Below are 21384 nucleotides of genomic sequence, written 5' to 3' on the forward strand. Positions count from 1 at the left end.
ATTTCATGCGGCCAAGCCGCCGTGCACCCGACGAACCGCGTCCCGTGTCGCTGGAACGCGGCGTCGTCAAATATGCCGAGGGTTCCTGCATGGTGAAGTTCGGCGACACCCATGTGCTGGTGACCGCCACGCTGGAAGAGCGATTGCCGCCGTGGCTGAAGGGCCAGGGCCGCGGCTGGGTCACCGCCGAATACGGCATGCTGCCGCGTGCTACCCTGGAACGCACCCGCCGCGAGGCCTCGGCCGGCAAGCAGGGCGGCCGGACGGTCGAGATTCAGCGGCTGATCGGCCGCTCGCTGCGCGCGGCCGTCGATCTCGAGGCGCTCGGCGAACGCCAGATCACGGTCGATTGCGACGTCATCCAGGCCGACGGCGGCACCCGCACCGCCTCGATCACCGGTGCCTGGGTGGCGCTGGCCGACTGCATCAACTGGATGAAGACCCGCAACATGCTGAAGACCAACGTGTTGCGCGACAATGTGGCGGCGATCTCCTGCGGCATCTACCAGGGCACGCCGGTGCTCGATCTCGACTATGCCGAGGATTCCGAAGCCGACACCGACGCCAATTTCGTCATGACCGGCGACGGCCGGATCATCGAGGTGCAGGGCACCGCCGAGAAGACGCCGTTCTCGGAAGGCGAATTCCTGGCGCTGATGGCGCTGGCGCGCAAAGGTGTCGCGCGTCTGGTCGACTTGCAAAAGATCGCGGTGGCGTAGTCAGATTGGTCATGCACCGCCGAATCACCGGAAGGCTCGTCATCGCCACCCATAATCCCGGCAAGCTTGCCGAGATGCGGGAACTGCTGGCGCCGCACGGCGTGGAGGTGGTGTCGGCCGGCGAGCTCGACCTCGCCGAGCCCGAGGAGACCGGCGACAATTTTCGCGCCAACGCGGCGATCAAGGCGATCGCGGCAGCGAAGGCGACCGGACTGCCCGCCTTCGCCGACGATTCCGGCCTCGTGGTCGATGCGCTCGACGGAGCGCCCGGAATCTACTCGGCGCGCTGGGCCGGCGAGGGCAAGGACTTCATGGCGGCAATGACGCGGATCGAGCGGCTGCTGCAGGAACGCGGCGCCACCGCACCGGACCGGCGCAAGGCGCACTTCGTGTCGGCGTTGTGCGTGGCCTGGCCCGACGATCATCTCGAGCAGGTCGAGGCCCGCGTCGATGGAACCCTGGTCTGGCCGCCGCGTGGCACCGCCGGCTTTGGCTACGATCCGGCCTTCCTGCCCGACGGCTACACGCGGACCTTCGGCGAGATGACCAGCATCGAGAAGCACGGCCTGCCGCCGCTCGGGCTCGGCCTGTCGCATCGCGCCCGCGCCTTCGTGAAGCTCGCGGAGATCTGCCTTGAGCCACGCTGACCGAGAAGCCTTCGGCGTCTACGTGCACTGGCCGTTCTGCCTGTCGAAATGCCCGTATTGTGATTTCAACAGCCATGTGCGGCATGCGCCGGTCGACGAGGAGCGTTTCGTGCGCGCGTTCGCCCGCGAGATCGAGACGACGGCCGCGCGCGTGCCGGGGCGGCAGGTGTCCTCGATCTTCCTCGGCGGCGGCACGCCGTCGCTGATGCAGCCGAAGACCGTCGGTGCCGTGCTCGATGCGATCGGCAAGCACTGGCAGGTGGCGCGCGATGTCGAGGTCACGCTCGAGGCCAATCCGACCAGCGTCGAGGCGACGCGCTTTCGCGGCTATCGCGCAGCCGGCGTCAACCGCGTCTCGCTCGGCGTGCAGGCGCTCGATGACGCCTCGCTGAAAGCGCTAGGCCGCCTGCACACCGCGCGCGAGGCGCTCGACGCGGTCGCGATCGCGCGCTCTGCGTTCGACCGTTACTCGTTCGATCTGATCTATGCCCGCCCCGACCAGACGCCGCGGATGTGGGCCGATGAACTGAAGCAGGCGATCTCGGAAGCGGCCGAGCATCTGTCGCTCTACCAGCTCACGATCGAGGAAGGCACGCCGTTCTTCGGGCTGCATGCCGCCGGCAAATTGCAGACGCCGGACGAAGCGACCGCGCGCGCGCTCTACGACGTGACGCAGGAGGTCTGCGCCCGCGAAGGGTTGCCGGCCTATGAGATCTCCAATCACGCCCGCGCCGGCGCGGAGTGCAAGCACAACCTCGTCTACTGGCGCGGTGAGGAATATGCCGGCATCGGCCCGGGCGCACATGGAAGGCTCGACATCGATGGCGTCAGGCACGCGACCGCAACCGAGCGGCGCCCCGAGGCGTGGCTGTTGAACGTCGAGGAGCGCGGTCACGGCGTCGTCAGCGATGACAGCCTCAACAGCGAAGAACGCGCCGACGAGTTTCTGCTGATGGGGCTGCGGCTCGCCGAGGGCATCGATCCCAAGCGCTATGCGAAGCTCTCCGGCCGCCAGCTCGACCCGCACCGGATCGCGATGCTGCGCGAGGAAGGCGCGATCGCCGTCGACGCCGACGGACGACTGCGGGTGACGACGTCGGGATTCCCGGTGCTCGACGCGGTCGTTGCGGATCTCGCCGCCTAGAACCTATCCCGTTCCGATTGAATCGGAACGAGGCTCTAGATTCTTGTTTCGACGCGTTTTCTTCACGCGAACCGGTATCCACTTCGCTCGAAACCGCTCTAGGTGCACGCTGCCAAATATCGAAAACAACCCCATGCAAAGGAGCTGGCGGGTGCCGGCGCTCGACAAGGCAGCTTGACCGCCCGACGAAAATCAAGCGCCAAAGCTCTTCGGCGAGCCTGCCACCGGCGTGCTGCCGCCTGAGGCCACCTTCATGACCGCAAGGCCACGCTCATTGGTGCCGTCGGAGCGGAAGCGGAACAGACCGTCGATACCGGCAAAGCCGGACGGATTGGTCAATGTCTCCGGCGCAAAGCGCTGCGCCCCTTGCGTGCGCGCGAGCGCCGCCATCAGCGCCACGGCATCATAGGCAAGCGTCGCGGTGCGCACGGGCTCGCCGCCATATTTGCCGCGGTAGCGGCCGGCGAAGCTGCGGAAGCCGGACGGATCGGGCGCGGCGTAGAGGCCACCCTGCAAGACGGGGCTCGCGAACACCCGCGGATTGTCCCACAGCCCGGTGCCGAGCAGCTGGATGTTGCGCAGATTGGCGCCGGCTGCGGTCAAGGCATCGGCGGTCGCGACCACCGAATCACCATCGTCGGCGATCAGCAGCGCATCGGCTTGGCCGAGCGCCTGCGCCACGGTTCGCGCCGGCGTCGCGCGATCGGCGCCATATTTCTCGAATGCGACGACGCGGCCGTTCTTGCGGCCGACCGCCTGCTTGAACGCGGCCTCGACCACGTTGCCATAGGCGTTGTCCGGCACCATCGCGGCGAACGAGCGCTTTCCGATCCCCGCCGAGTAGTCGACGATGCGGTTGATGTCGGACTCCGGCAGGAAGCTCAGCAGATAGACGCCGCGCCCGGCCACGCTCGAATCGGTGGAGAACGCGATCACCGAGGTTCCGCGCGGCCGCGTCAGTTGCGCGACGGCCGGCACCGAGCCTGCGAACAGCGGTCCCAGAATGATCTCGGCGCCTTCGGACAGTGCCTGCTGGGCACCCTGCGATGCGCCCTGCGGGCTGCCGCCATCGTCCTTGATCAGGAGCTGGATGTTCGGGTTCTGAAATTCCGCCAGCGCCATTTCGGCCGCGTTCCGCATCGACTGGGCGGCAAGCCCGGCATTGCCGGACGCCGACAGCGGCAGGATCAGGCCGATCTTGACCTGCCCGGTGCCGACCGCCTGCGGCTGCTGCTGCGGGCCGGCAGGACCGCCTTCCTGGTTGCCGCCGAACGGGCTGGAAAACTGGCTCAAGCTTTGCTGCACGCCGGAACAGGCCGTCAGCAGCGGCGCGCCCACGATGAGGCCGAGCGCGGTCCGCCGGGTGGTGCCCGACGGCGGGGACTTGCGGTGATGCGGGCCTTCCATCGTCTCTCTTCTCTTGGCCGACCGTGATCAGCCAGGACTCCATCCAGCTCTGATGAGGCGGGTGGATTCAGGCATATTCTCGGCGAATAGTTAACTAAAACAAAAGGATTATGGCCCCGCGGCGCCCTTGCCGCGGCCTCCATTTCCCCCGTCAGCCAGCGTTCCGTCACCGCCGTTTGCGGATGTGGCGCAAGCGCCGCCATCCCTCTAGATTGGCATTATGCGCGCAAAAGCCAGTTCCCTCCACAGTTCGGATGCCACGACAGGCGCTGCGGCCAGAACATTTTCGATCGGCGGCCAGCAATTGGCCGCGCCAAGGGCAGCACCCGGGCTCCATCTGGTCGCGACCCCGATCGGAAATCTCGCCGACATCACCCTGCGCGCGCTGGAAACGCTGGCCGGTGTCGACGTCATCGCCTGCGAGGACACAAGGATCACGCGCCGGCTGACCGAGCGTTATGCGATCGCCGCGGAGCTTGCGCTCTACCACGAGCACAACGCGGCCCAGGCCCGTCCAAAAATCCTGGAGCGGCTGGCGCAGGGCGCCGCGATCGCGCTGGTTTCCGACGCCGGCACGCCACTGATCTCCGATCCCGGCTTCAAGCTGGTGCGCGACGTCTGCGCCGCCGGGCATGCCGTCATCGCGGTGCCGGGGCCATCATCGGTGCTGACGGCGCTGTCGGTCGCGGCATTGCCGACCGACCGGTTTTTCTTCGAGGGATTTTTGCCCGCCAAGGAGCACGCGCGCCGCGCCCGGCTCAACGAGCTGGCGAGGGTCGATTCGACGCTCGTGATGTTCGAATCCGGCAATCGCGTACAGGACACGCTGCGCGATCTCGCCGCGATCATGGCCGGCCGCGATGCCGCGATCTGCCGCGAGCTGACCAAGCTGCACGAGGAGATCACGCGCGCGCCGGTCGCCGCGCTGGCGGCAGGCGCGGACGCGCTGGAAACGCGCGGCGAGTTCGTGCTGGTCATCGGACCGCCGGCCGATGATGCCGGGGTGATGGACCAGGATACGCTCGACGATCTGCTGCGGGCGCAACTCGGCCGCGGCAGCGTCAAGGATGCGGTCGCCCATGCGGTCGAACTGTCGGGCCGGCCGCGCCGCGAGGTCTATGCCCGTGCCCTCGAGCTTGCGAAGACCATCGGGGACGGCAATGGCGAAGACTGACAGCGCCTCGCCCGAGCGCGTCGCGGCGTTCCGGACCGGCATCTCGGCGGAGAGCCGCGCCGCAGCGCTTCTGATCGCCAAGGGCTATCGCATCCTGGCACGACGCTTCCGCACCCCCTTTGGCGAGATCGACCTGGTGGTGCGCCGGCGCAATCTGCTGGCCTTCGTCGAGGTCAAGGCCCGGGCCAGCCTCGACGACGCCGCCTATGCGGTGACGCCGCGGCAGCAGCTGCGCATCATCAATGCCGCCCAGGCCTGGCTGATGGCGCATCCCGAACATGCCGAATTCGAGCTCAGATTCGACGCCGTGCTGATTGCGCCGAAGAGCCTGCCGCGCCATCTGTTAGCGGCATTCGACGCCAGCCCTAATTAACCTCAAGACCTCGCGGGACACGCTTATGAAATTGAAGATCGCCGTCCAGATGGATCCCATCGCGCGCATCAATATCCGCGGCGATTCGACCTTTGCGCTGCTGCTCGAGGCGCAAAAACGCGGCCACGACATTTCCTACTACACGCCCGACAAGCTGTCGCTGCGCGGCGAGGAGCTGGTGGCGCCGGTGCAGCCTCTCACCGTGCGCGACGAGGTCGGCAATCACTTCACGCTGGGCGAGCCGAAGCGCGAGGCGCTCAACGGCTTCGACGTCGTGCTGCTGCGGCAGGATCCGCCGTTCGACCTCGCCTACATCACCTCGACCCATTTCCTCGAGCGCATCCATCCGAAGACCTTGGTCGTCAACGACCCGGCCAGCGTGCGCAACGCGCCGGAAAAGCTGTTCGTGATGAATTTCCCGCAGCTGATGCCGCCGACCCTGATCTCGCGCGATCTCGACGAGATCAACGCATTCCGCGACCAGCATGGCGCCGTCGTCATGAAGCCGTTGCACGGCCATGGCGGCGCCGCCGTCTTCCGCGTGATGCCGCAGGACATGAACTTCGGCTCGCTGTTCGACATGTTCTCGGTCACGTTCAAGGAGCCCTGGGTGATCCAGCGCTTCCTCCCCGAGGTGAAGCATGGCGACAAGCGCATCATCCTGGTCGACGGCGAGTTCGCCGGCGCCGTCAACCGCGTGCCGGCGGCGGACGATCTGCGCTCCAACATGGTCCGTGGCGGCGCAGCCACGGCGACCGAACTCTCGGATCGCGAGCGCGAAATCTGCGCCACGCTCGGACCGGCGCTGCGCGAACGCGGCCTGCTGTTCGTCGGCATCGACGTGATCGACGGCAACCTGACCGAGATCAACGTCACCTCGCCGACCGGCATCCGCGCAATCCAACGGCTCAATGGCCCCGACGTCGCGGCGATGATCTGGGATACCATCGAGAAGAAGCGCGCCGCGAAATAATCCTCCCTTGTGCGCCGCACAGCTGGCTGAAATTTTAGCCAGCGTTCGATCGCGCATGCGTTCTCCTTATTCTTCTTGCCAGCTTGCGCGGGCGAGGGCAGCATCCGCTTGCCTGCGTCAGGTCAAGCAGCGGGTCAACGCGCGGGCACAACGCGAAAATCTTATAAAAATTCTGGAGGAAGACGTTATGACGCTCAATGTCTCACGACGATCCTTGCTCGCGCTCGGTGCCGGTCTCGGCGCCAGCACCCTGCTCGGGGGCACCGCACAGGCACGCGCGCCAAAGCTCGGCACGCAGACACCCTACTGGCACCGCTTCATGCTCGGCGAAGCCGAAGTGACCGTCGTATCCGACGGGCCGCTTCCGCTCGGCGACCCCTCCGGCACCTTCACCGGTGTGCCGAAGGAGGAGGTGAAGAAGATGCTCTCCGACAACTTCCTCTCGCCCGACAATGTCGTGCTCGAGCAGAATTCGCCGATCGTCAACACCGGCGACAAGCTGATCCTGTTCGACACCGGCATGGGCACGTCGCAACTATTCGGCAAGACCACCGGGCGGCAGCAGAAGAGCATGCAGGAAGCCGGCATCAAGCCGGAGGACATCGACGCCGTCGTGCTGTCGCACGCGCATATCGATCATATCGGCGGCATCGTCGGCGCCAACGACAAGCCGTTGTTCCCGAATGCGCAATATTACATCGCGCAGAGCGATCTCGAGTTCTGGACCGACGAAGGCAAGATGGGCAGCCCGTTGAAGGATTTCATCGTGCATGCCCGCAAGAACCTGCTGCCGGTGCGCGACCGCATCGTGTTCTTCAAGGACGGCCAGGAATTCCTGCCCGGCGTGACGGCAATCGCAGCGCCCGGCCACACCGTGGGCCACACCATCTTCATGGTGAGCTCGGGCGGCAAATCCTTCGCCTTCCTCGGCGACCTCTCGCATCACGCGGTGCTGCTGCTGGAGCGTCCGCGGATGGAGTTCTCCTACGACACCGATCCGAAGCAGGCGGCGGCGTCGCGGGTCAAGCTGCTGGAAATGCTGGCCGCGAACAAGACGGCCGTGATGTCCTATCACTTCGCCTGGCCGGGCTACGGCCATGTCGCCAAGGTCGGCGAAGGCTTCCACTACTATCCGGAGCCGATGCAGATGAACCTGTGACGGACTGATTGCGAAGACGGACTGCCTCGGGAGCGGCCGCCGCCGCTCCCGAATGCATTTGCCGCCCGGTGTAAGGAGTGCACGGGGCGCCCGGCCTATTCCGCCGGCGCAAGGCGGCTCGCGGAGCGAGTGCGCATCGTCTCTCGCGCGCCAATCCGCGCACGACGTTTGCGCCACCAGATCACGACGCCCGTCACCGACAGCGTCGCAACCACCAATCCCATCAGCGAGATCAGGATGCGCCCGGGCAGGCCGGCGATCCGGCCGGAATGCAGCGGAAACTGCATCTGCACGAACACGTCGGCCGCTGTGCCGACCCATGGCAGCCGCTCGCCGAGCGGACGGCCGTCCTCGCTGTCGTAGTAAAGCTGCGCCGGCCCGACGCCCGCGGCGCCATGTTCGTCGCCCGGCTCGAAGAATGCGACCGCATAGACGCCATGCGCCGGACCATAATTGATCGAACCGGCCGGTGTGGTCCAGCCGCGCGCCTTGCCGTCGGCCGCGGCGCGCGCGGCGATCTCCGCATAGGTGATCCTCGGCTCGATCGGATCGTCGAGATGACGATATGGTCGCTGCTCGTAGGGTGTCGGCGTGTAGTTGGACACGGTCTTCATCAACGGCGAGAACACCTCGAAATAGAGGTTCAGCGAGAATGCCGTGAATGCGATCACGAACAGCAAGGCCCAGGTCCACAGGCTGAAGGCGCGATGAATGTCGAAATTGATTCGATAGGCGCTGCCTGAGGTCTTGATCTTCCAGGCCGGTGCCCAGCGGGTCCAGAAACTCTTGCCGCGTGCGGCCGGTATCGCCGCCGCCCGCTGCGCCCTTGCGCGCCGCCGCGACGGCAGGGTCAGGTAGAAGCCGACGAAACAATCGATCGTCCAGATCACGGCGATGACGCCGAGGAAGCGCATGCCCCAGCGATCGCTGCCCCAGAATTCAGGGATATGCATCGTGTAATGCAGCTTGTAGAGGAATGAGACGAAGTTTTCGCGGGTCACCGGCCAGACCGCGCCCCAATAGCGGCGTCCGAGCTCGGCGCCGGTGTTTGGATCGAGAAAGACCTGGTTGTAGTCGAGCGCGTAGCGCTTGCCGGTCGCCGGATCGATCCGCGGCAGCACGAAGAACCACAGCGACTCGCCTTTCTCCGCCGTCATGAACATGTGGACGACGCGGGCGCGATGATCGCGCTGCTCGATCAGCCGGGCGAGCTCGACGGACTGGATCGCCGGTCCGGAGCTCGTCACCTCGAACAGCTTCCTGTTGAGCACATCGTCGATCTCGTGGTCCCACGAGATGATCGCGCCGGTGATGCCCGAGAAGAACAGGAAGGCCGCGGTGAGAAGGCCCGCCCAGCGATGCAGTCGTCCGAAGATGGGTCTCATGGGGATTTCAGCAAGTTGTGGGGTGATCACCAGCGATAGGTCAGCTTCGCGATCGCCTTGCGGCCCTCCGCGTAGAAGCAGCTGGTGTTGCCGTAGCAGGCTGCCACGTAGCGCGTATCGGCAAGGTTGGTGACGTTGAGCGAGAGGCGATAATTGTCCCTGGTATAGGCGACGAGCGCATCGACGACCGTCGACGCCGGCACCTTGAAGGTGTTGGCGTCGTCACCGAACGTCGATCCGACATAGCGGACGCCGGCCCCGAACTGGACGCCGGCGAGCGGGCCGCCCTGAACGGTGTAATCGCCCCACAGCGAGAAACGGTTGAGCGGCACCGTGGTCGGCGCCTTGCCGACATTGACGGGATCCTTGGTGACTTCAGCGTCGACATAGGCGTAGCCGCCGCGGATGTTGACGCCCTCGACCAGCGTCGCGGTGCCCTCGAGCTCAACGCCGCGCGACCTGACTTCGCCGGTCTGCTCGGCGAAATAGAACGGCGGGGCGTAGGTGACGACGTTGGACCGGGTCAGGTCGAAGGCGGCCAGCGTGATCAGCGCATTGATGCCGACCGGCTGGTACTTGACGCCGATTTCGTACTGCACGCCGGACTCCGGCTTCAGCAGCTCGCCGGCGGCATTGGTGCTCAGCACCGGCAGGAATGACTCCGAATAGCTGAAATAGGGCGCGATGCCGTTGTCGAAATTGTACATCACGGCGGCGCGACCGGTGAATGCCGAGGCGTCGGTCGACGTCGACGTTTTCGCGAGATTGTTGTCGAGGTCGGTGGTGACGAAATCCTGCCGCCCGCCAAGCAGAAACGACAGCCGGCCGAGCCTGATCTGGTCCTGCAGATAGAGGCCGGCCTGCGACTGCTTGATGCCGGTGTCGTCATACGGTCCGTTGTTGGTCCAGCTGTTGGTATAGACCGGCGCGAAGACGTTGAGCTTGCCGGTGCTGTAGCTCGAGGCCATGTCGCGGAACGAGGTGTTGCGGTAATCGACGCCGAACAGCGTCGTGTGGCTCAGCATGCCGGTGACGAACTTGCCCTGCAGCTGGTTGTCGACCGCGAAGGAATCGATCGTCGAGCTGCCGCCGGCGCCGCCGCGCGACAGCAGGCCCGCGGCTTCGTCGGCCGCCGATGCATAGCCGGTGCCGTAGAAGCTCTTCTGCTCGTTGTGCATCCACGAATAGCGCAGGTTCTGGCGGAAGGTCAGCGCCTCGTTGAAGTCGTGCGACAGCATGTAGCCGACCGAGGATTGCTCGGTGTCGAACTGGTTGAAGCCGGGCTCGCCGACGAAGCGCGTGTTCGGAATGTAGCGGCCGTTATTGGCCCAGACGGTGCCGGACGGCGGCAGGAATTGCAGGCCCCAGCCGGTGCGTTCCTTCTGGTAGTTCGCGAGGAAGGTGATCGTGGTGTCCTCGTTCGGCTTCACGGTGACGGCGGGCGCGATGAAGACGCGATTGTCCTTGGTGTAGTCGACCTGGGTCTCGCCATCGCGCGCGACGCCGGTCAGGCGCCACAGCACCGTCCCTTCCTTGTTGGCGCGGCCGCCGATGTCGAACTCGCCCTGATAGCGGTTGAAGCTGCCGCCCGACAGCGACACTTCCCCGAACTCGCGTGCAGTCGGCAGCTTGCTGACATAGTTGAGGATGCCGCCGGTGCCACTGCCGCCGAACATCGCCGAGGATGGCCCCTTCAGGACCTCGAGGCGCTCGGCTCCGTACGGATCGAGCCCGAGGAAGTGCACATAGTTGCTGCTCGGCAGCCGCAGGCCGTCGAGATAGAGGCCCGGCATCGTCATGTCGAAGCCGCGGATCTGCAGGCCGCCGAAGCGGGTGTCCGAGCCGCCATTCACGTCGCCGCTGACGCCTGCGGTGTAGCGCAATGCCGCGCCCACCGATTCCGCACCCTGGTTCCTGATCTGGTCGGTCGTGACGACCGAGATCGATTGCGGGATTTCGATCAGCGGCGTGTCGGTCTTGGTCGCCGTGCCCGAACGCGTGGCAACGAACCCGACCACCGGACCGCCGGCTCGCTCGCCGGCGCCGGCACCGGATCGTGCCGCAGCTGGCGTCGTCGCCTGCTGGGATCGAGCCACACGATTGGCGCGGCTCGCGCGTGCGGCCACCGGACGACGAACCGGTTTTGCATTCGCAGTGATCGCGCGCTGCTGAGGCGCGTCCACGCTCACCGGCGGCAGTTCCGATTGCGCGTCGGCGCGTTCGGTCGCGACTCCTGCGGCAAGGACGGCGGCGGTACATAGACCGATCGTTCGCAGCGCTGGATGTTGACGGGTGGAATGCGAAACAAGTCGACCGATCACGCGAAGGCGCCCCTGATGTCAGCCTGGATGGATTTGTGATCCGGCTCTACAGCGCGGGGCTCGCGAGTACAGACCTCGGCAGTTGGAATAGATCGAGACTGCGCGCGCGATCAGCGTGCGATCGCTGAAACAGCGGGGAAATCGACGACGCGCTGCGACAATAAGCGCGCGATGCTCGTCGTGCTGGAATGATTCTTGAGAATGATTCCTGCAGTTGTCGACGATGCGAGCTGTGTTCGATCGCGCGAGGCGCGCGTCATGGCGCCGACGCCCGACGCCTCCGCGCCGGCCGGAAACGGATGCGCCGCGCGGTGAACTGGTACCGGGCGACCAGCCCTCGGCGCCGCGAATGTTCCTGTAATGTTCTTGCACTTGCCGCCCGGTTCCGCTACCTTCGATTGCGGAAGAATAGGGGCAGCATGGTCCAGCGCGTTTCCACCGTCGCATTCGAGGGGATCGAGGCCCGCGCGGTCGACGTGCAGGTGCAGGTCGCGCCGGGATTGCCGGCATTCGCAATAGTCGGCCTGCCCGACAAGGCGGTGTCGGAAGCCCGCGAACGCGTGCGTTCGGCGCTGATCGCCTCCGGCCTCGCGCTTCCCGCCCGCCGCATCACCGTCAACCTCGCACCCGCCGACCTGCCCAAGGAGGGCAGCCATTACGACCTGCCGATCGCGCTCGGCCTGATGGCGGCGATCGGCGCGATCCCGCCGGATGCGCTGAACGGCTTCACCGTGCTCGGCGAGCTCGGGCTCGACGGCTCGCTCGCGCCGGTGGCGGGCGTGCTGCCCGCGGCAATCGGCGCCAATTCGCGCGACGAGGGATTGATCTGCCCGGCCGCCTGCGGCTCGGAAGCCGCCTGGGCCAGTCCGGACATCCAGATCATCGCGGCAGATTCGCTGATCCAGATCGCCAACCACTTCAAGGGCACGCAGGTGCTGTCGCGGCCGCAACCGAAGGTGCATGAGCGCGAGGAAACGCTTTTGGACCTGCGCGACATCAAGGGCCAGGAGAGCGCGAAACGCGCGCTCGAGATCGCCGCCGCCGGCGGTCATCATCTTCTGATGATCGGCTCGCCCGGCGCCGGCAAATCGATGCTGGCGGCGCGACTGCCCTCGATCCTGCCGCCGCTGTCGCCGTCGGAGCTGCTCGAAGTCTCGATGATCGCCTCGGTTGCCGGCGAGATCCGCGACGGCGCCCTGACCGCGCGACGCCCGTTCCGCAGCCCGCATCATTCCGCCAGCATGGCCGCGCTGACCGGCGGCGGCATGCGCGCCAAACCGGGCGAGATCTCGCTGGCGCATCAGGGCGTGCTGTTCCTCGACGAATTGCCGGAGTTCGATCCGCGCGTGCTGGATTCGCTGCGTCAGCCGCTGGAGAACGGCGAGGTTTCGGTGAGCAGGGCCAACCACCGCGTCACCTATCCGGCGCGCTTCATGCTGGTCGCAGCCATGAACCCGTGCCGTTGCGGCCATGCCTATGAACCCGGCTATTCCTGCAAGCGCGGCCGGCTCGACCGCTGCACCGGCGACTACCAGATGCGGATCTCCGGCCCGCTGATGGATCGCATCGACCTGCGGATCGAGGTGCCCGCCGTGACCGCGGCCGATCTGATCCTGCCGCCGCCGGCGGAGGGATCGGCCGAGGTTGCCGCCCGCGTCGCGGCCGCGCGCGACATCCAGCTCGCGCGCTATGCGGCTGCCGGCATGCCGCATGTCCGCACCAATGCGGAAGCGCCGAGTTCGCTGCTCGAGACCATCGCGCAACCCGACGCGCATGGGCAGAAGCTGCTGCGCGAGGCCGCCGACAACATGCACCTCACCGCGCGCGGCTATCACCGCGTGCTGCGGGTGGCGCGCACGCTTGCCGATCTCGACGGCGCCGAGACGATCGGCCGGCTACATCTCGCCGAAGCGCTGTCTTATCGTGCATTGGCCGACGATTTGCGCCGCGCGGCGTGATCTCCGCCGGCTTCCGGCCGGTGCCCGCCGCGTCAACGTGACAGTAACCACTCTCATTTACGCTCCGCAAACCATAAGCACCGCGATCGGCGGCAAGCTTGGGTCGAGCGAGTTGTGTCATGTTGCGTTTGAAGATTTTGACCTCGGTGGTCCCCCTTGCCGTGGCCGCGGTCCTTGCCCGCGCCGAATTCCTGCCGGGCCCGCGGCCCTGCATCGAGGTGGGCGGCGCCACGATGCAGATCGCATCGATCCCCTGGCTGGCGCAGCTTCACGTCAGCTTCACTGACGACCCCAGCCAGGCCACCGTCCGGGTCCAGATCGCCGACAGCGCCGACGCCGCCGACTTCACCGTGATCGACGACATCGACGACGCCGAGGCCGGCGCCTGCGAGAGCAGCGCGACGGCGCAGCTGATCGGGATTTCCGGCGATGCCTCGGCAACCGGCCCCGTCATCTATCTGACGCGTGATGCTGGCCCGTCCGACTACCGTGTCTTCGTGCAATCGAAGACGTTCTCGGTGCGGGATGCCGCGGCCTTGATCGTCAGCGCCCGCGGCGGACACCGCCGACTTGAAGCCGCATCGCCCGCACCTGACACGCGCGTCCCGAACCGGGTCATGGCGGAATTAACCTCCCACTAACCCTGTTCTGAGGGCAGCGCGAAATGGCCACCAATTTCAAGCACTTTGCAAGCTGGCCGACGCATCGTCAGCGCCAGATCAAGCTGTCTCAGGGTCACCATTGATGGGGCGTTTCTTCCGGATCAAGTTGCGCCTTCGCCGCTTCCTCCGGCGCCATTCCTGGCTCGCGACGATCGTGCGCTCGTTCACGATCTTCTCCGTCGCGTTTGGCAGCGCCTTCGGGTTCATTTCGGGCGCGCTCTCGCAACAGAGCGGCTACGATCCCAATGCATTCGCGATCGGGGTCAGCTTCCTGTTCGCGCTCGCCTGCCTTTGGATCGTGACGCTCGGCATCCGCCTGCGGCTGATGCGCAAGCGGCTGCGCACCATCGCCATGCACAATGAAGCGATGGCCGACCGCAACTGGGAACTGCAGGAGGCCGAGCAGCGCGCCTCTACCCTGTTCGAGGCGCAGGACGATTTGATCGTGCTGCGCGACCTCGACGGGCTCATCACCTATGCCAACGATGCCTATTGCGAGCTGGCGCAGAGGCCCCGCAGCGAATTGATCGGCAGCACCGCGACGCTGAAGGTGCTCGAACAAGGCGACACCGCGCTCGAATCCAACGGCACGCGGGTCTACGACCAGAAGATCGAGGGACCGCTCGGACCGCGCTGGATCGCCTGGCGTGAAGGCCTCGTGCGCAACGATGCCGGCGCGCCCGCGGAAATGCAGAGCGTCGGCCGCGACGTCACCGACCGCACCGAGAGCGAGCGCGCGCTCGCCGAAGCGCGCGATCAGGCCGACGCCGCCAACCGCGCCAAGTCGCGCTTCCTTGCGATGGCGAGCCACGAGATCCGCACCCCGCTGAACGGCATCATCGGCATGAGCGGATTGCTGATGGATACGCAGCTGACGTTGGAGCAGATGACCTACGTCAAGGCGGTCAAGACATCCGGCGACGCGCTGCTCGCGCTGATCGAGGAGCTGCTCGATTATTCCAAGATCGAGGCCGGCAAGATCGATCTCGAACACCGCGCGTTCGCGCTGTCCGGCCTGATCGAGGACATCACCGAGCTGCTGGCGCCGCGCGCGCAGACCAAGGGCATCGAGATCGCCGCCTATGTCGACGAACGGCTGCCGATGCAGGTGACCGGCGACGCCGCGCGGCTGCGTCAGGTGCTGCTCAATCTCGCCGGCAACGCCATCAAGTTCACCGCGACCGGTGGCGTGGCGCTGATCGTCGAGCCCGGCATCTGGCCGAACGAGATCAGCTTCCTGGTCCGCGACACCGGCATCGGCATCGCGCCGGAAGCGCAGCAGCGCATCTTCCGGGAGTTCGAGCAGGCCGACGACCGGATCGCGCGCAGCTATGGCGGCACCGGCCTCGGCCTCTCGATCAGCGACCGCATCGTCAAGCGGATGGGCGGCCGCATCACGCTCGCAAGCACGCCGGGCGCCGGCTCGACCTTCGAGGTGTCGATCCCGCTCGTCGCCGCCGATACCGGCGAGGCCAACGGCTTCGCCGCGCCCGACTTGACGGGACAGTCGATCATGCTGGTGGCGCCACACAGCATCGAGGTCTCGCTGATCTCGCGGCGGTTGCAGCGCTGGGGCGCACAGACCTGCATCGTGTCGGATGCCAACGTCGCCGAGGCGCTGCTGCCGGAGCGGAGCTGGCATGCGGTGCTGATCGACCACACGCTTGGCACGCCGACGATGGAGGCGTTTGCCGACGCCTCCCGCCTCCATGCAACCCATCGCATCGTGATGTTCACGCCGGCGACGCGGCAGGACCTTTCGGCTTCCGAGTCAGCCATGTTCACCGGCTACCTGGTGAAGCCATTGCGCGCGTCGTCGCTCGCCGCGCGCCTGACCGCATCGCCGGAAGTCGCTGCGCCGAGCCTTGCGATCGAGGCGGCCGCCGAGTCCGCGCCCACAGCGCTTGCATCCGCGCTGCCGGACAAGGGGTTCTCGATCCTGGTCGCCGAGGACAATGAGATCAACGCGCTGTTGATGCGCTCGCTGCTCACCCGGCTCGGCCACAACGTGGTCATCACCACCAATGGCGAGCAGGCGATGGAGTCCTGGCTGTCGGCGACCTCAGCCGGCACGCCCTATGATCTCGTGCTGATGGACATCCAGATGCCGCGCCTCAACGGCATCGAGACCACCAAGCAGATCCGCACCCATGAAGCGGCACAATCCGTCCGCCGGACCCCGATCCTGGCACTGACGGCAAATACGCTGGTGGAGGACCGCTATGCCTGCTTCGAAGCCGGCATGGACGGCTTTCTGATCAAGCCGCTCGACCGCGAAAAGCTGGAAGAAGCGCTCGCGGGCCTCGCCGCCGCACGGCACATTGCGGCGTAGCAGCCAATACCTCGGTGTCGTCCCTGCGCAAGCAGGGACCCATAACCACCGAAGCCAGTTTTACGCCCGCTGGGGCTACAGCGCTGCAAATCACAGACACCTGTGGCTATGGGTCCCCGCGTTCGCGGGGACGACAGCTGTGATGTGGCGCGTTCGCTGGAATGCGGTGCCGGCTACAGCCGGCGCAGCGCGACCGACTGCACCACGTGGTCGGCGCCCTTCTTCAGGATCAGCGTCGCGCGCGGGCGGGTCGGCAGGATGTTGTCCTCGAGATTGGCGAGGTTGGTGCGCTCCCAGATCGCGATCGCGGTCGCCGTTGCTTCCTCGTCCGACAGCGGCGCGTAGCGGTGGAAGTAGGACCTCGGATCGGTGAACGCGGTGTCACGCAGCGCCAGGAAGCGCTTGATGTACCACTCCCGCAGCACGGCCTCGTCGGCGTCGATATAGACCGAGAAGTCGAAGAAGTCGGAGACGAACGGCACCGCCTTGCCGTCGCGCGGCAGCCGCCCGGTCTGCAGCACGTTGACGCCCTCGACGATCAGGATGTCCGGCTGGTCGATCTCGACCCATTTGTTCGGCACGATGTCGTAGGTCAGATGCGAATAGACCGGCGCGCGCACGCGGCGCCGCCCCGCCTTGATGTCGCTGAGGAACGACAGCAGCGTCGGCAGGTCGTAGCTTTCCGGAAAGCCCTTCTTCTGCATGATGCCCTGCCGCTCGAGCACCGCGTTCGGAAACAGGAAACCGTCGGTCGTGATCAGATCGACCTTCGGCCGCGGCGACCAGCGCGCCAGCAGCGCCTGCAGCACGCGAGCCGTGGTCGACTTGCCGACCGCGACGGATCCGGCGACACCGACGATGTAGGGCATCTTGCGGTCGCGGATGTTGAGGAACTGGCGCTGCGAGTAATACAGCCGCTGGGTCGCATCGACATAGATCGAGAGCAGCCGCGACAGCGGCAGGTAGATGTCCTCGACCTCCTGCAAATCGAGGCGATCGTGCATCGAACGCAGGCGATCGAACTCGCCGGGCTCGAGCGTCATCGGCGTATCGTCACGCAGATGCGACCATTGCTGGCGCGTGAAGATGCGGTAGGGGTTGTACTGTTGATCTGGTGCCCGGATGTCCATGAGGCTGCCCCTCTCGATGCGCTCGATCATTTGCGCTAGTCGCGCTTGCGCGACGCCTTCTCTTCCAGTCCCGACATCGAGGTGCGCTTCTCCAGCGCGGCCTCGACGTCCTCCAGCTTCACGCCGCGGGATTTCAACAGAACCAGCAGGTGAAACACGAGATCGGCACTTTCGGCGATGAGGTGATCGCGGTCATTCTCGACCGCGGCGATCACGGTCTCGACCGCTTCCTCGCCCAATTTCTTGGCGCAATGCTCCGCGCCCTTGTCGAGCAGCTTGCGGGTGTAGGACGCCTCACCGCCCGTTGCAGCGCGGGCGTCGATGGTGGCGGCCAGATCGTGGACCGTGAAACGCGACATCAACTCAACTCAAGCATGCACAGCGGCACCGCACGGGTACCATCCCTTAGGTGGGGACTTAGCATTTTTGTGACAAGGAGTCCCAGCTCTCCCTGTTTGAGCGTGGTCTTCACGGAAAACCGGTTTCCACTTTTCCTGACCACGCTCACGCTAGGGATCGAGCCGCATCGGCAGGCCGGCGCGCACCATGTGATCCTTGGCCTGGCGGATAGTGAATTCCCCGAAGTGGAAGATCGACGCGGCCAGCACGCCGGTGGCGTGACCCTCGCGGACGCCGTCGACCAGGTGGTCGAGATTGCCGACACCACCGGACGCGATGACCGGTACGGGGACACTGTCCGCGATCGCCCGGGTCAGCGGCAGGTCAAAGCCCTGCCTGGTGCCGTCCCGGTCCATCGAGGTCAGCAGGATTTCGCCGGCGCCGAGCGAGACGACCTCCTGGGCGTACTCGATGGCGTCGATCCCGGTGGCATTCCGTCCACCATGGGTGAAGATCTCCCAGCGGTCCGAGCCGCCGGCGCGCTTGACCCGCTTGGCGTCGATCGCGACCACGATGCATTGCTCGCCGTATTTCTCGGCCGCTTCCTTGACGAATTCGCGCCGGCTGACGGCCGCTGAATTGATCGAGACCTTGTCGGCGCCGGAGCGCAGCAGGGTCTTGATGTCGTCGACGGTGCGGACGCCGCCGCCCACGGTCAGCGGCATGAAGCAGGCTTCCGCCGTCCGCCGCACCACATCGAGCATGATGCCGCGGTTTTCATGGGTGGCGGTGATGTCGAGGAAGGTGAGCTCGTCGGCACCGGCGGCGTCATAGGCGATCGCGGCTTCGACCGGGTCGCCGGCGTCGCGCAGATCGACGAAGTTGACGCCCTTGACCACGCGCCCGTCCTTGACGTCGAGGCAGGGGATCACGCGAACCTTGAACATGACCTCCTCCTAAGCGCCGCGGATCAGCTGAAGGGCGGCGGCCGGATCGAGCCGTCCGTCATAGAGCGCACGGCCGACGATCGCGCCGGCCAGCTTCTTCGCACGCGGCTCCAGCAGCGCCTTGACGTCGTCGATCGAGGCAAAGCCGCCGGAGGCAATCACTGGAATCGAGATGCGGTCGGCGAGCGCGATGGTGGCGTCGAGATTGAGGCCCTTGAGCAGACCGTCGCGGGCGATGTCGGTGAAGATGATCGCGGCGACGCCGGCATCCTCGAAGCGCTGTGCGATCTCGAGCGCGGTCACGTGCGAGGTCTCGGCCCAGCCTTCGACCGCCACCTTGCCGTCGCGCGCATCGAGACCGACCGCGACGCGGCCGGGGAATGTGTTCGCCGCGCCCTTCACGAGCTCAGGATCGCGCACCGCGGCGGTGCCGATGATGACGCGCGTGATGCCCTTGTCGAGCCAGGCCTCGATGGTCTTGAGGTCGCGGATGCCGCCGCCGAGCTGCACCGGCATGGTGACGGCCTTCAGCATCGCCTCCACCGCATGCGCATTCATCGGCTTGCCGGCGAAGGCACCGTCGAGATCGACGACGTGGAGATATTCGAAGCCCTGCGCGGCGAAGCTCGCCGCCTGCGCCGCCGGATCGAGATTGAACACGGTGGCGCGCGCCATGTCGCCCTGCTCCAGGCGCACGCACTGGCCGTTCTTCAGATCAATCGCTGGAAAGAGAATCACGGCTTCCACTTCAAGAAATTGGCGATCAAAGCGAGGCCGAAGCGCTGGCTCTTCTCGGGGTGAAACTGGGTGCCGATCGCGGTGTCCTTGCCGACGATCGCGGTCACCGGCCCGCCATAGTCGGCGCGCGCGAGCACGTCCGCCTCATTGGCGGCGTTGAGGTGATAGGAGTGCACGAAATAGGCGTGACGTCCTTTCGGCCCGAGCGGCAGCCGCTCCAGCACCGGATGCTCGCGCACCATGTCGAGCGTATTCCAGCCCATATGCGGGACCTTCAGGCTCTCGTCGCGCGGCTCGATCTTCTCGACATCGCCGCCGATCCAGTTGAAGCCCTCGGTGATCACGTGCTCCTTGCCGCGCGTCGCCATCAGCTGCATGCCGACGCAGATACCGAAGAACGGCCGGGCCTTGACCCGCACCGCCTCGGTCAGCGCCTCCAGCATGCCGTCGACCGCGTCGACGCCGCGGCGGCAATCGGCGAACGCGCCGACGCCGGGCAGCACGATGCGATCGGCGCGATACACCGCATCGGGATCGCGCGTCACCTTGATGGCTTGCGGATCCTCCATGCTGCGCGCGGCGCGCTCAAAGGCCTTGGCCGCCGAATGCAGATTGCCGGAGCCGTAATCGATGATTGCAACGGTCATCGCGTTCCTCCTGGCTCTGGAAACAATCCGATGATGCCGCCTTGCGGCATCGACGGGGGTTTTGAGAATGACTGACCCGGAACGTCGCGGGTCGGCGGCGGCGCGCCGCGATCGACGGAGCGCTGATCGTGGACGGCGCCGCGATGCCGCGCGGTCCAGCGCGCGAAGAAGCGGCGCTCGGCGGCCTCCGCATCGTCGCCCACGACGATGTCGATCTGGCGCCACCTGCGCCGCGACAGCGTCCAGCGCTGCAGGGTCGCGGCCTCGAGGCCGAGCAACACCATCAGCACCAGGTCGACGAAGAAGATCGCGCTACGGCCGACGCCAAGCTTGGCCAGCGCGTAATCGATCACGAAAGTAAGAACGAACCAGCCGATCAGCGCCAGCCAGAGCCGATGCCAGGCCAACCAGATCACGCCCGCAACCGCGGCCCAGAAATGGAAGCCGTCTCGCACGAAGACGAACTTGTCGGTCGCCGCGAGATCGGCGCCGTTGGCCACGGGGGCATGCACTGTATAGACCGGCATCGAACGCTCCGCCGAGGATGGACTCTTAGTTAAAGCACGATCTTTCGGAAAACCGGCATCCACTCTCCCGGATCATGCTCCAGAGATCAGCCGCCGAGCTGACCCTTGGTCGAGGGCACTTCGCCCTGGGCACGCGGATCGATCGCAATTGCCGTCCGCAGCGCCCTCGCCAGACCCTTGAAACAGGATTCGGCGATATGATGGCTGTTCTCGCCATATAGGGTCTCGACGTGCAGAGTCACGCCGGCGTTCATCGCGAAGGCGTTGAACCACTCGCGCACCAGCTCGGTGTCGAACTCACCGATCTTGTCGCGCGGGAATTCGGCCTTGAACACCAGCACCGGGCGGCCGGAAATGTCGATCACGACGCGCGAGAGCGTCTCGTCCATCGGCATGTGGATCGAGGCATAGCGGGTGATGCCGGCCATGTTGCCGAGCGCCTGCTTCACGGCCTGCCCGAGCGCGATCCCGACGTCTTCGGTGGTGTGGTGGTAATCGACATGGAGATCGCCATCCGCCTTCACCGTGATGTCGATGCGCGAATGCCGGGCCAGGAGGTCGAGCATATGGTCGAAGAAGCCGATCCCGGTCGAAACCGTGGATACGCCTGCTCCGTCGAGGTTGACCGTCACCTCGATGTCGGTCTCCTTGGTCTTGCGCTTGATGGTTGCGGTGCGCATGAAAATTGAGCTTTCCCGTGCCGAAAACGCCGGTCTTTTAACAGGCTGATGTCACCTTCGCTACTGCGGGATGACCTCGAAACGCCCCAACTTCCGGCCATGGTGACCGGAAATCGTTGTCG

Annotated in this window: 20 protein-coding genes; 10 read left to right on the forward strand and 10 right to left on the reverse strand. The window is 66.0% G+C overall.

The window, feature by feature from the left end:
* Positions 1 to 5 precede the first annotated feature (5 nt).
* Genes rph through hemW form a run of 3 tightly spaced genes read left to right on the forward strand, consistent with a single transcriptional unit; the run spans position 6 to position 2510 of the window.
* Complete coding sequence (rph, locus tag J2R76_RS27700) at positions 6 to 719, forward strand: ribonuclease PH (RefSeq protein WP_253625222.1); 714 nt, start codon at positions 6 to 8, stop codon at positions 717 to 719.
* Between the two features lie 11 nt (positions 720 to 730).
* Positions 731 to 1366 carry an RdgB/HAM1 family non-canonical purine NTP pyrophosphatase gene (rdgB, locus tag J2R76_RS27705; protein WP_057020354.1) on the forward strand — a complete coding sequence of 212 codons (636 nt, stop codon included), beginning with the start codon at positions 731 to 733 and terminating at the stop codon, positions 1364 to 1366.
* Positions 1353 to 2510: a radical SAM family heme chaperone HemW gene (hemW, locus tag J2R76_RS27710; protein ID WP_057020353.1), complete on the forward strand. Its 1158-nt coding sequence runs from the start codon at positions 1353 to 1355 to the stop codon at positions 2508 to 2510. Before rdgB ends, hemW begins: the two co-directional genes overlap by 14 nt.
* Positions 2511 to 2702: 192 nt before the next feature.
* On the opposite strand, the gene J2R76_RS27715 is transcribed toward hemW, so the two are convergent.
* Positions 2703 to 3917, reverse strand: coding sequence for a penicillin-binding protein activator (locus J2R76_RS27715; RefSeq protein WP_057020352.1), 1215 nt, complete (start codon positions 3915 to 3917; stop codon positions 2703 to 2705).
* Positions 3918 to 4137: 220 nt separating this feature from the next.
* On the opposite strand from J2R76_RS27715, the gene rsmI reads away from it, so the two are divergent.
* The 4 genes from rsmI (at position 4138) to J2R76_RS27735 (ending at position 7596) form a co-directional block, all read left to right on the forward strand.
* Positions 4138 to 5091: a 16S rRNA (cytidine(1402)-2'-O)-methyltransferase gene (gene rsmI / locus J2R76_RS27720; protein ID WP_076833712.1), complete on the forward strand. Its 954-nt coding sequence runs from the start codon at positions 4138 to 4140 to the stop codon at positions 5089 to 5091.
* Positions 5078 to 5464, forward strand: coding sequence for a YraN family protein (locus tag J2R76_RS27725; RefSeq protein WP_076833711.1), 387 nt, complete (start codon positions 5078 to 5080; stop codon positions 5462 to 5464). Before rsmI ends, J2R76_RS27725 begins: the two co-directional genes overlap by 14 nt.
* 25 nt (positions 5465 to 5489) lie before the next feature.
* Positions 5490 to 6437, forward strand: coding sequence for a glutathione synthase (gshB, locus tag J2R76_RS27730; protein WP_076833709.1), 948 nt, complete (start codon positions 5490 to 5492; stop codon positions 6435 to 6437).
* Positions 6438 to 6624: 187 nt separating this feature from the next.
* Entirely contained in the window at positions 6625 to 7596 is a 972-nt protein-coding gene (locus J2R76_RS27735; protein ID WP_225642463.1) for an MBL fold metallo-hydrolase, read from the forward strand.
* A 95-nt stretch (positions 7597 to 7691) separates the two neighbouring features.
* Here J2R76_RS27735 and fsrB read toward each other — a convergent pair whose 3' ends face one another.
* Positions 7692 to 8981 carry a siderophore utilization protein FsrB gene (gene fsrB, locus J2R76_RS27740; protein ID WP_253625223.1) on the reverse strand — a complete coding sequence of 430 codons (1290 nt, stop codon included), beginning with the start codon at positions 8979 to 8981 and terminating at the stop codon, positions 7692 to 7694.
* A 26-nt stretch (positions 8982 to 9007) separates the two neighbouring features.
* On the reverse strand, positions 9008 to 10999 hold the full coding sequence (locus J2R76_RS27745) for a TonB-dependent siderophore receptor (protein ID WP_076833705.1): 1992 nt from the start codon (positions 10997 to 10999) through the stop codon (positions 9008 to 9010).
* A gap of 722 nt (positions 11000 to 11721) precedes the next feature.
* On the opposite strand from J2R76_RS27745, the gene J2R76_RS27750 reads away from it, so the two are divergent.
* The 3 genes from J2R76_RS27750 to J2R76_RS27760 all read left to right on the forward strand — a co-directional run bounded on the left by J2R76_RS27750 (position 11722) and on the right by J2R76_RS27760 (position 16254).
* Positions 11722 to 13260: a YifB family Mg chelatase-like AAA ATPase gene (locus tag J2R76_RS27750; RefSeq protein ID WP_141339863.1), complete on the forward strand. Its 1539-nt coding sequence runs from the start codon at positions 11722 to 11724 to the stop codon at positions 13258 to 13260.
* 119 nt (positions 13261 to 13379) lie between these two features.
* Complete coding sequence (locus J2R76_RS27755) at positions 13380 to 13901, forward strand: hypothetical protein (RefSeq protein WP_076833695.1); 522 nt, start codon at positions 13380 to 13382, stop codon at positions 13899 to 13901.
* Between the two features lie 103 nt (positions 13902 to 14004).
* Positions 14005 to 16254, forward strand: coding sequence for a PAS domain-containing hybrid sensor histidine kinase/response regulator (locus J2R76_RS27760; protein WP_076833693.1), 2250 nt, complete (start codon positions 14005 to 14007; stop codon positions 16252 to 16254).
* 173 nt (positions 16255 to 16427) lie between these two features.
* Here the strand turns inward: J2R76_RS27760 and coaA are convergent, their stop codons facing one another.
* From coaA to hisB, 7 genes are all read right to left on the reverse strand, one after another.
* The gene (gene coaA, locus J2R76_RS27765; RefSeq protein ID WP_026192056.1) at positions 16428 to 17384 is read right to left on the reverse strand and encodes a type I pantothenate kinase; all 957 of its coding nucleotides are present in this window, start codon (positions 17382 to 17384) and stop codon (positions 16428 to 16430) included.
* 35 nt (positions 17385 to 17419) lie between these two features.
* Positions 17420 to 17743: a phosphoribosyl-ATP diphosphatase gene (locus J2R76_RS27770; protein ID WP_028341982.1), complete on the reverse strand. Its 324-nt coding sequence runs from the start codon at positions 17741 to 17743 to the stop codon at positions 17420 to 17422.
* Positions 17744 to 17893: 150 nt separating this feature from the next.
* Positions 17894 to 18670 (reverse strand): imidazole glycerol phosphate synthase subunit HisF, encoded by a 777-nt coding sequence (gene hisF / locus J2R76_RS27775; RefSeq protein ID WP_038382736.1) that lies wholly within the window; start codon positions 18668 to 18670, stop codon positions 17894 to 17896.
* 9 nt (positions 18671 to 18679) lie between these two features.
* Positions 18680 to 19408, reverse strand: coding sequence for a 1-(5-phosphoribosyl)-5-[(5-phosphoribosylamino)methylideneamino]imidazole-4-carboxamide isomerase (hisA, locus tag J2R76_RS27780; protein WP_076833848.1), 729 nt, complete (start codon positions 19406 to 19408; stop codon positions 18680 to 18682).
* Positions 19405 to 20055, reverse strand: a complete 651-nt coding sequence (gene hisH / locus J2R76_RS27785; protein ID WP_028341984.1) for an imidazole glycerol phosphate synthase subunit HisH — start codon at positions 20053 to 20055, stop codon at positions 19405 to 19407. The genes hisA and hisH overlap by 4 nt, the downstream gene beginning before the upstream one ends.
* Complete coding sequence (locus tag J2R76_RS27790; RefSeq protein ID WP_076833691.1) at positions 20052 to 20582, reverse strand: DUF2628 domain-containing protein; 531 nt, start codon at positions 20580 to 20582, stop codon at positions 20052 to 20054. Before J2R76_RS27790 ends, hisH begins: the two co-directional genes overlap by 4 nt.
* 86 nt (positions 20583 to 20668) lie before the next feature.
* Positions 20669 to 21262 carry an imidazoleglycerol-phosphate dehydratase HisB gene (gene hisB, locus J2R76_RS27795; protein ID WP_016841476.1) on the reverse strand — a complete coding sequence of 198 codons (594 nt, stop codon included), beginning with the start codon at positions 21260 to 21262 and terminating at the stop codon, positions 20669 to 20671.
* Positions 21263 to 21384: the final 122 nt, after the last annotated feature.

Origin of the sequence: Bradyrhizobium sp. USDA 4532, from assembly GCF_024171315.1 — a bacterium.
Lineage (GTDB): Bacteria > Pseudomonadota > Alphaproteobacteria > Rhizobiales > Xanthobacteraceae > Bradyrhizobium > Bradyrhizobium australafricanum.

What these genes read in the sequence shown, in the direction of transcription:
- rph (WP_253625222.1), top strand. Translation starts at nt 6, where the DNA reads ATGCGGCCAAGCCGCCGTGCACCCGACGAACCGCGTCCCGTGTCGCTG.
- rdgB (WP_057020354.1), top strand. Translation starts at nt 731, where the DNA reads ATGCACCGCCGAATCACCGGAAGGCTCGTCATCGCCACCCATAATCCC.
- J2R76_RS27715 (WP_057020352.1), bottom strand. Translation starts at nt 3,917, where the DNA reads ATGGAAGGCCCGCATCACCGCAAGTCCCCGCCGTCGGGCACCACCCGG.
- rsmI (WP_076833712.1), top strand. Translation starts at nt 4,138, where the DNA reads ATGCGCGCAAAAGCCAGTTCCCTCCACAGTTCGGATGCCACGACAGGC.
- J2R76_RS27725 (WP_076833711.1), top strand. Translation starts at nt 5,078, where the DNA reads ATGGCGAAGACTGACAGCGCCTCGCCCGAGCGCGTCGCGGCGTTCCGG.
- gshB (WP_076833709.1), top strand. Translation starts at nt 5,490, where the DNA reads ATGAAATTGAAGATCGCCGTCCAGATGGATCCCATCGCGCGCATCAAT.
- J2R76_RS27735 (WP_225642463.1), top strand. Translation starts at nt 6,625, where the DNA reads ATGACGCTCAATGTCTCACGACGATCCTTGCTCGCGCTCGGTGCCGGT.
- fsrB (WP_253625223.1), bottom strand. Translation starts at nt 8,981, where the DNA reads ATGAGACCCATCTTCGGACGACTGCATCGCTGGGCGGGCCTTCTCACC.
- J2R76_RS27750 (WP_141339863.1), top strand. Translation starts at nt 11,722, where the DNA reads ATGGTCCAGCGCGTTTCCACCGTCGCATTCGAGGGGATCGAGGCCCGC.
- J2R76_RS27755 (WP_076833695.1), top strand. Translation starts at nt 13,380, where the DNA reads ATGTTGCGTTTGAAGATTTTGACCTCGGTGGTCCCCCTTGCCGTGGCC.
- J2R76_RS27760 (WP_076833693.1), top strand. Translation starts at nt 14,005, where the DNA reads ATGGGGCGTTTCTTCCGGATCAAGTTGCGCCTTCGCCGCTTCCTCCGG.
- coaA (WP_026192056.1), bottom strand. Translation starts at nt 17,384, where the DNA reads ATGGACATCCGGGCACCAGATCAACAGTACAACCCCTACCGCATCTTC.
- J2R76_RS27770 (WP_028341982.1), bottom strand. Translation starts at nt 17,743, where the DNA reads ATGTCGCGTTTCACGGTCCACGATCTGGCCGCCACCATCGACGCCCGC.
- hisF (WP_038382736.1), bottom strand. Translation starts at nt 18,670, where the DNA reads ATGTTCAAGGTTCGCGTGATCCCCTGCCTCGACGTCAAGGACGGGCGC.
- hisH (WP_028341984.1), bottom strand. Translation starts at nt 20,055, where the DNA reads ATGACCGTTGCAATCATCGATTACGGCTCCGGCAATCTGCATTCGGCG.
- J2R76_RS27790 (WP_076833691.1), bottom strand. Translation starts at nt 20,582, where the DNA reads ATGCCGGTCTATACAGTGCATGCCCCCGTGGCCAACGGCGCCGATCTC.
- hisB (WP_016841476.1), bottom strand. Translation starts at nt 21,262, where the DNA reads ATGCGCACCGCAACCATCAAGCGCAAGACCAAGGAGACCGACATCGAG.